At 73.4% G+C, this 6297-nt stretch carries 8 protein-coding genes; 5 read left to right on the forward strand and 3 right to left on the reverse strand.

Annotation, left to right across the window (positions count from 1 at the left end; all coding sequences use genetic code 11):
• Positions 1–22: 22 nt before the first annotated feature.
• The 3 genes from ACFWDO_RS11830 to mca are packed head-to-tail and all read right to left on the reverse strand — an operon-like array spanning position 23 to position 2228.
• A complete protein-coding gene (locus ACFWDO_RS11830) occupies positions 23–988 on the reverse strand; it encodes a nitrilase-related carbon-nitrogen hydrolase (RefSeq protein ID WP_380322881.1) in 966 nt (321 codons plus the stop codon).
• Positions 985–1356: a hypothetical protein gene (locus ACFWDO_RS11835; protein WP_380322878.1), complete on the reverse strand. Its 372-nt coding sequence runs from the start codon at positions 1354–1356 to the stop codon at positions 985–987. Before ACFWDO_RS11835 ends, ACFWDO_RS11830 begins: the two co-directional genes overlap by 4 nt.
• Positions 1353–2228: a mycothiol conjugate amidase Mca gene (gene mca / locus ACFWDO_RS11840; RefSeq protein ID WP_380322917.1), complete on the reverse strand. Its 876-nt coding sequence runs from the start codon at positions 2226–2228 to the stop codon at positions 1353–1355. The genes ACFWDO_RS11835 and mca overlap by 4 nt, the downstream gene beginning before the upstream one ends.
• 107 nt (positions 2229–2335) lie before the next feature.
• Here mca and ACFWDO_RS11845 point away from each other — a divergent pair, with 107 nt between their 5' ends.
• From ACFWDO_RS11845 to ACFWDO_RS11865, 5 genes are all read left to right on the forward strand, one after another.
• Positions 2336–2755, forward strand: coding sequence for a DUF4307 domain-containing protein (locus tag ACFWDO_RS11845; RefSeq protein ID WP_380322875.1), 420 nt, complete (start codon positions 2336–2338; stop codon positions 2753–2755).
• Positions 2756–2935: 180 nt separating this feature from the next.
• Positions 2936–3418: a transcription elongation factor GreA gene (gene greA, locus ACFWDO_RS11850; protein ID WP_380322872.1), complete on the forward strand. Its 483-nt coding sequence runs from the start codon at positions 2936–2938 to the stop codon at positions 3416–3418.
• A 281-nt stretch (positions 3419–3699) separates the two neighbouring features.
• A complete protein-coding gene (ectA, locus tag ACFWDO_RS11855; protein WP_380346960.1) occupies positions 3700–4311 on the forward strand; it encodes a diaminobutyrate acetyltransferase in 612 nt (203 codons plus the stop codon).
• Between the two features lie 127 nt (positions 4312–4438).
• Positions 4439–5749: a diaminobutyrate--2-oxoglutarate transaminase gene (gene ectB / locus ACFWDO_RS11860; protein WP_380327098.1), complete on the forward strand. Its 1311-nt coding sequence runs from the start codon at positions 4439–4441 to the stop codon at positions 5747–5749.
• Positions 5750–5800: 51 nt separating this feature from the next.
• Positions 5801–6205, forward strand: coding sequence for an ectoine synthase (locus ACFWDO_RS11865; RefSeq protein ID WP_380327095.1), 405 nt, complete (start codon positions 5801–5803; stop codon positions 6203–6205).
• Positions 6206–6297: the final 92 nt, after the last annotated feature.

Below are 6297 nucleotides of genomic sequence, written 5' to 3' on the forward strand. Positions count from 1 at the left end.
GCGCCCGCCGCAGGGCCCCGCGTCAGGTGCGGGGCACCACCACGTAGCGGCGGTTCGCCAGCGACGGGTTCTGCCGGCGCACCTGCGCCAGCGGCTCCGGGTCGAGGTCCACGGTGCGCACCTGCGGCGTCTCGTCGAGCTCGAGCCCGACGACGCCGTCCGGCCCCGCCAGCAGCGACCGGCCCACCAGGCCCGGCCCCGCCATCCCGACGCCGATCACCACGGCCGTGTTCTCGATCGCCCGCGCCCGCAGCAGGGTGCGCCAGTGGTCCGCCTTGAGCGGTCCGTCGACCCACGCCGCCGGCACCACGATGACGTCCGCGCCCGCGTCCACGAGGCGGCGCGCCGACTCCGGGAACCGCAGGTCGTAGCAGGTCACGACGCCGAACGTCAGGTCGCCCAGCCGAATCACGAGCGGCGGCACGCCCGCCGGCCCCGGCTCGAGCCGGTCGGACTCGCGGGTACCGAAGGCGTCGTACAGGTGCACCTTGCGGTACGCGCCGACCAGGGCCCCGGTGGCGTCGACCGCGACGACGGTGTTGAAGGCCCGCGTCGGAGCCTCGGGGGCCGACCCCACCGCGGGCGTCGTCCCCGTGATCGCGGGCACGGAGCCCGTCACGGCGGGGAACGCGCCCGTCACCGCCGGGAACGCGCCGCTGACGGCGGGGAACGCCCCGGTCACCGCCGGGTGCTGCCCGGTGCGCGCCTCGGGCGCGCCGTACGCGGGCAGGGTGGTGCCCGCCACCACCGCGATGCGGTACCGGGCCGCGTGCTGGCGCAGCGCCGCCACGAACGGGCCGTCGAGCGGCTCGGCGTGCTCGACGCCGACGCCGTGCGGGTCGTAGCCCGAGGCGTACTCGGGCAGCACCAGCAGGTCCGCACCCACGCGGCCGGCGGCGAGGAACGCCTCCGCCACCGCCTCCCGGTTGGCGTCGTGGTCCGCGGTGATCGCGAGCTGCGCGACCGTGACGCGTACCGACGCGCTCATCGGCCGCCCTGGCCGTCCGCCTCGCCCTCGGGGCCCGCGTCGGGCGATCCGTCGTCGGGCGAGCCGTCGCCGGGCGAGCCGTCGCCGGGCGCCGCGACCGTCCCGCCGGAGGTGCCGCCGGGCTCGTCCGCCCGGCGGAAGCCGACGCGCTTGGGCTCCTCGATCGGCAGGCCTCGCTCCTCGGCGTTGTGCTGCGCGCGGCGCAGGTGCCGGGTCAGCGACAGGAACAGCAGCACGCACGCCAGCGCGACCGCGAAGGTCGCGACGAAGCCGGCGAGGCCGGGCGTCACCTGCAGCTCGTCCGGGCCCTGCGTGGGGCTCGGCGACGGGCTCGGCGCGGTGGTCACCAGCACCAGGAGGGCGCTCACCGGGCCTCCCCCCGCAGGCCGGCGAACAGGTCGTCCTCGGGCTGCGTCGTCGGCACGCGCGAGTCCGCGAGCTCGTACTCCTCGGTGGGCCAGACGTCGGCCTCGAGGTCGCGCGGCACCGCGAAGAAGAACCCGTCCGGGTCGATCTGCGAGGCGTGCGCCACGAGGGCGGCGTCGCGCTGCGCGAAGTAGTCGGCCACCGGGATGCTCGCTGTCGCGGTGCGCTCCGGGATCTCCCGCGCGGCGCGCGACTCGATCCAGTCGCCGAACGGCGACTCCAGGCCGGCGCCCTGCATGGCCTCGTGCACGGCGCGCATCCGCTCCATCGAGAAGCCGTGGTTGTAGTAGAGCTTGCTCGGCTCCCAGGGCTCCGCGCCGCCGTCGACGACGTAGCGCGAGGGGTCGCCCGCCGCGTGGTACGCCTCGAACGCGACCTCGTGGCACTTGATGTGGTCCGGGTGCGGGTAGCCGCCCGACGGGTCGTAGGTGGTCATGACGTGCGGGCGGAACTCGCGCACCAGCTCGACCAGCGGCGCCGCCGCCTCCTCGAGCGGGACGAGGCCGAACGAGCCCTCCGGCAGGGGCGGCAGCGGGTCGCCCTCGGGCAGGCCGGAGTCGACGAAGCCGAGCCACGTCTGGCGGACGCCGAGCGCCTCGGCCGCGGCCGCCATCTCGAGGCGGCGGACGGCGCGGCGGCCCTCGATCGTCTCGAACTCGTGGCCGGCGGGCACCTCGAAGCTGGGGTTGAGCACGTCGCCCCGCTCGCCCCCCGTGCAGGTGACGACCAGGACCTCCACCCCCTCGGCGGCGTACCGCGCGGTGGTGGCGGCGCCCTTGCTCGACTCGTCGTCCGGGTGCGCGTGCACCGCCATCAGACGCAGGGGCGCGGGCCGCCCGGTGGGCGGCACGGAGGTGGCGGAGGACAAGGTCCCTCCCGGGGTGACGGGTCGGCTTCGGGGTTCAGGGACAATGGTGCACCATGAGCGAGCCCGTCAGCCCCACGCCCCCCGCCGACCGGTACGGCACGCGCCCGGAGCGCCGCGGCCTGGGGACCGGGGCCAAGGTGGCGATCGCCGCCGCGCTCGCCGCCGGGGTCGGGCTCGCGGCCTGGTTCTCGATCGAGCAGAACCGGCGCGACCCGGTCGACGTGGACGTCGTGAGCTTCACCGTGCCGAGCCCCGAGCAGGTGGACGTCACGTTCCAGGTGCACATGCCGCCGGGCACGACGGCGACCTGCGAGGTGGAGGCGCTGGCCCCGAGCTACGCCCAGGTGGGCACGATGCAGGTGCCCGTCGGCCCCAGCGAGACGCAGACCACGACCTACACGGTGACGGTGCGCACCTCGGAGGAGGCGACCAGCGCCGTCGTGGAGTCGTGCGACGTCGCCGACCGCTCCTGACGCGCCGCGACCGGGATCACGCTGTTCGCCCTGGGCGCAGACCTGGGTTCTGGGGCTCGCGCGGGCTATCCTGAGGGATTCACACGCACAGTCCTGCCCAGCCGACGCGCGTGCCGACGCTCGTCGGTCGCCCGCGCACGGCCGAAACAGGCCAACGAGCACCACGAAAGGAGAGCCCTCGTGACCGAGAGCACCGTCACCTGGCTCACCCAGGAGGCTCACGACCGGCTGCAGGCCGAGCTGGAGCACCTCTCCGGCCCCGCCCGCACCGAGATCGCCGAGCGCATCGCCGCCGCCCGCGACGAGGGCGACCTCAAGGAGAACGGCGGATACCACGCGGCCCGTGAGGAGCAGGCGAAGAACGAGGCCCGCATCCGCGAGCTGACCGAGAAGCTGCGCCACGTCCAGATCGGCACCCCGGCGGACGACGGTGTCGTCGAGGCCGGCATGGTCGTGACGGCGGTCGTGGCAGGGGACGAGATGACGTTCCTGCTGGGCTCCCGCGAGATCGCCGGCACGACCGACCTCGACGTGTACTCGCCGACGTCGCCGCTCGGTGCCGCGATCGACGGCCACAAGATCGGCGAGAAGGTGGCCTACACCGCGCCGAACGGCCGGGAGATCCCCGTCGAGATCCTCAAGGCCACGCCCTTCGCGGGCTGACCTCCCCGGGCTCGCCCGGACCAGACGCATGCCGTGGGCGTGCCCGTGCTGACGGGCACGCCCACGGTCGTCTCCGGGCCCAGCGGCGGCGCCCCGGCAGGATGTCTCACCATCCGAGACGGATGACCCTCCGTAGAACAGTCGATGATCCGTCGATGGCCATCCGGACCTTTCGCTGCGCTCCCAACGATCGACGACCCTCGACGCGGCGACCCTCCGTCGAGGAACGGTCATGGCGGAGGTGAACTTTCCCCCGCGATACGTCTATGGTCGACAGCGGTATGGACACGACGGACACCGCAACGACCAACCACCCGACCGACGACAGCTCGACCGACGCCGCCCCTGACCGCGCGGCGTCGTCCCCGCCCACGGCCCCGCTGGAGGGGCTGACGGTGCGACCGCCGACGACGGCGGACGGCGCCGCGATGTGGCGGCTGGCCCACGACTCGGGCTCGCTCGACCTCAACTCCTCCTACGCCTACCTGCTCCTCGCGGACCACTTCGCCGCGACGTGCCGCCTCGCCCTCCTCGGCGACGCCGCCGGCGAGGAGCCGGTCGGCTTCCTCTCCGCCTACCGGCTGCCCGCCGACCCCGCCACGCTCTTCGTGTGGCAGGTCGCCGTCGACCCGCGGGCCCGCGGCCGGCGCGTGGCAGGACGGCTGCTCGACGCCGTCGTCGACGAGGTGACGCGCGACGGCGGGCCCGCCGTCGCGCGGATCCACACCACCGTGACGACGGACAACGCGTCGTCGCGGCGCGTCTTCGCACGCTGGGCCGCCGAGCGCGGCGCGACGCTGCGCGAGACCACCGGCTACGCGGCCGCCGACTTCCCCGACGGGCACGAGGGCGAGCCGCTCCTCGTGATCGAGGGCTTCAGCCCCACCCGCTGACCCCGGTCGCCGGCCCCCATGGCCGGCGACCAGACCCCGGGCTGCGCCGGTTCGGCGCGCAGGTGACGACGCAGCCCCTCCACGACCCGATTCGCACCGGCGCGCACCACCTCAAGGAGTGTCCTTCGTGACAACCCCGACCGTCCCCACCACCGAGGCGTCCGCCGCCGACGACCCGACGGGCTTCACCGCCCTCGAGTCGGAGGTCCGCAGCTACTCGCGCTCCTGGCCCGTCGTGTTCGACCGGGCCGTCGGAGCGACGGTGTACGCCGAGGACGGCACCGAGTACCTCGACTTCTTCGCCGGAGCGGGCACCCTCAACTACGGGCACAACGACCCGCGGCTGAAGCAGGTGCTGGTCGACTACCTCACCGACGACCGCATGGTGCACACGCTCGACATGTTCACGGCGGCGCGCCGGGAGTTCCTCGAGACGTTCAGCGAGACGATCCTGCGGCCGCGCGGCCTGGACCACAAGGTCGTGTTCCCCGGTCCCGGGGGCGCGAACGCGGTCGAGGCGGCGCTGAAGCTGGCCCGCAAGGTGACCGGGCGCGAGTCGGTCATCAACTTCACGAACGCGTTCCACGGCATGACGCTCGGCGCCCTGTCCGTGACGGGCAACTCGATGAAGCGCGGCGGCGCGGGCATCCCCCTGGTGCACGCCACGCCGATGCCCTACGACGACTACTTCGACGGCGACGTGCCGGACTTCATGTACCTCGAGCGGCTGCTCGAGGACAGCGGCTCGGGTCTCAACACGCCCGCCGCCGTCATCGTCGAGACGGTGCAGGGCGAGGGCGGCATCAATGCCGCGCGGGCCGAGTGGCTGCGCGGCCTGGCCGACCTGTGCCAGCGCCACGACATCCTGCTGATCCTCGACGACATCCAGATGGGCTGCGGCCGCACCGGCAAGTTCTTCTCCTTCGAGGAGGCCGGCATCGTGCCCGACATCGTCTGCCTGTCGAAGTCGATCTCCGGCTACGGCCTGCCCATGGCCCTCACCCTGGTGCGCCCGGAGCTGGACATCTGGGAGCCGGGCGAGCACAACGGCACGTTCCGCGGGTTCGCGCCCGCGTTCGCGACGGCCGCCGAGGCCATCCGCCTCTACTGGTCCGACGACGAGCTGGAGCGCTCCACGACCGACAAGGGCGCGCTCGTCGAGGCGCACTTCAACTCCCTCGTCGCCCGGTACGGCGACGACGTCCTCGTCGCCAAGGGCCGCGGCCTGGCCCGCGGCCTGCAGACCCCCGACGGCGAGACCGCGAGCCGCATCTGCGACGAGGCGTTCTCGCGCGGGCTGCTCATGGAGACCTCCGGCCCCGACGGCGAGGTCGTCAAGCTGCTGCCGCCGCTGACGATCACCTACGACGAGCTGCAGCGCGGCCTGCGCATCATCAGCGACTCCGTCGCCGCCGTCCTGCCCGCACCGACGGTCTGATCGGCCGGCCCCACCCGAACCACCGCACCCGAACCACCGGAGGTATTACCCATGCTCGTGCGCACGCTCGACGAGATCACCGACACCGACGCCGACGTCAAGAGCGAGAACTGGCGCTCGAAGCGGATCGTCCTGGCGAAGGAGGGGGTAGGCTTCTCCGTGCACGAGACCACCCTGTACGCCGGCACCGAGAGCTTCTTCTGGTACGCCAACCACATCGAGGCCGTCTTCATCACGTCCGGCGAGGGCGAGATCGAGGACCTCGGCACCGGCGAGGTCCACCAGCTGAAGCCGGGCTCGCTGTACCTGCTGAACGACCACGACAAGCACAAGGTGCGCCCGCGCACCGACATCACGTGCGTGTGCGTGTTCAACCCGCCGGTCACGGGCCGCGAGGTGCACGACGAGAACGGCGTCTACCCGCTCGTCACCGAGCCGGAGACCGCCGCCGTCTGACCCTGCCCCCGCCGCCGTCTGACCCGGCACCCCCGCCCGGATCGTTGTGAGCGGGCGTTTGGCCCTGTTTCGTCGTCGAAACAGGGCCAAAC

It is taken from the genome of Isoptericola sp. NPDC060185 (assembly GCF_042728595.1).
Lineage (GTDB): Bacteria > Actinomycetota > Actinomycetes > Actinomycetales > Cellulomonadaceae > Isoptericola.